The sequence below is a fragment of the Streptomyces beijiangensis genome (assembly GCF_017315755.1).
GTDB classification, from domain to species: domain Bacteria; phylum Actinomycetota; class Actinomycetes; order Streptomycetales; family Streptomycetaceae; genus Streptomyces; species Streptomyces beijiangensis.
The window spans coordinates 1-1,212 of record NZ_JAFLRJ010000154.1; the positions used below are offsets into that span (position 1 = coordinate 1).

Genomic DNA, 1,212 nt, shown 5'->3' on the forward strand with positions numbered 1-1,212 from the left:
TAAGGACTGTCCCGTAACTGTGGTTGCAGCCAGCCGCAGCCCCATCAGCTGCGCGGGGTCTTCCACAGATGCCGCTCGTCCAGGGTTCCGAACCGCACGTCACCACGTTCGAGGTTGACGAGGATGGGCCAGCAGTCCAGCAGCTGCTCACTCACGTCACGCGAAGCGAGGTACTGCGCGGAGTTGTAAGGCACGATCAGGAGCCCGTTGCTCTCTTGGACCCGCTCACTGTCGATCGCGAGAGGTGGCTCGTCATCGCGCTGGCTGCTCGCGAGAAACGTCACCGCGAGCTGCTGGGCTTCGTCCCGATCCATCATCAATCTCCACTCTGCCGGCTCGATGTGGGAACCCTAACTGTCCTGCGATGATCTTCAGATGGCTGGTGTGATCACGGCGTCGGAGCCGTCTTGGATAGCCCCGTTCACCGGGCTGAGCCCGCGCAGTTTCGGGAAGTTGATGACCGCCCTGCGCCGCGAGGGAGTGGATCTGGCACGTCGGGGCCGGCCCTGGGGGCTGCCGCTGGAGGATCGGGTGTTGCTGGTCGCCGCGTACTGGCGAACGAACCTGACCATGCGCCAACTCGCCCCGTTGTTCGGCGTATCGAAATCGGCGGCTGACCGGATCATCGACCACCTCGGCCCGCTCCTCGCGCTCCAGCCCCGGCGCCGGTTCGCGAAGGGCACCGTGCTGATCGTGGACGGCACCCTGGTACCCACCCGCGACCACAGCATCGCCGAGCAGTCCAAGAACTACCGCTACTCCACCAACCACCAGGTCGTCATCGACGCCGACACCCGCCTGGTCGTCGTGGTCGGCGACCCCCTGCCCGGCAACCGCAACGACTGCAAGGCATGGGAGGAATCCGGGGCCAAGGCCGCCGTGGGCAAGACCCTGACGATGGCCGACGGCGGCTATCCCGGCACCGGACTCCTCATGCCCCACCGCCGAACCCCGGGCGAGGAGTTGCCCGAGTGGAAGAAGGAACACAACCGGAAGCACAAGCAGGTCCGGGCCCGCGTCGAGCACGTCTTCGCCCACATGAAGACCTGGAAGATCCTCCGCGACTGCCGCCTCAAGGGCGACGGCGTTCATCACGCCATGCTCGGCATCGCCCGCCTGCACAACCTCAACCTCGCCGGATAGTCGGCAGGCTCCAACAGCAGCCAACCGCACTCCGGACACATCAAAGATCATTTACGGGACAAGCCTTAG

At 65.3% G+C, this 1,212-nt stretch carries 2 protein-coding genes; one reads left to right on the plus strand and one right to left on the minus strand.

What is annotated here, in order from left to right; all coding sequences use genetic code 11:
• Positions 1 to 44: 44 nt before the first annotated feature.
• Entirely contained in the window at positions 45 to 317 is a 273-nt protein-coding gene (locus tag J0695_RS17115) for a YrhB domain-containing protein (protein WP_206962929.1), read from the minus strand.
• Between the two features lie 58 nt (positions 318 to 375).
• Here J0695_RS17115 and J0695_RS17120 point away from each other — a divergent pair, with 58 nt between their 5' ends.
• Positions 376 to 1,143, plus strand: a complete 768-nt coding sequence (locus J0695_RS17120; protein ID WP_206962930.1) for a transposase — start codon at positions 376 to 378, stop codon at positions 1,141 to 1,143.
• The last annotated feature ends 69 nt before the right edge of the window (positions 1,144 to 1,212 follow it).

Coding starts and splice junctions, on each gene's coding strand:
- J0695_RS17115 (WP_206962929.1), bottom strand. CDS start 317: ATGATGGATCGGGACGAAGCCCAGCAGCTCGCGGTGACGTTTCTCGCG.
- J0695_RS17120 (WP_206962930.1), top strand. CDS start 376: ATGGCTGGTGTGATCACGGCGTCGGAGCCGTCTTGGATAGCCCCGTTC.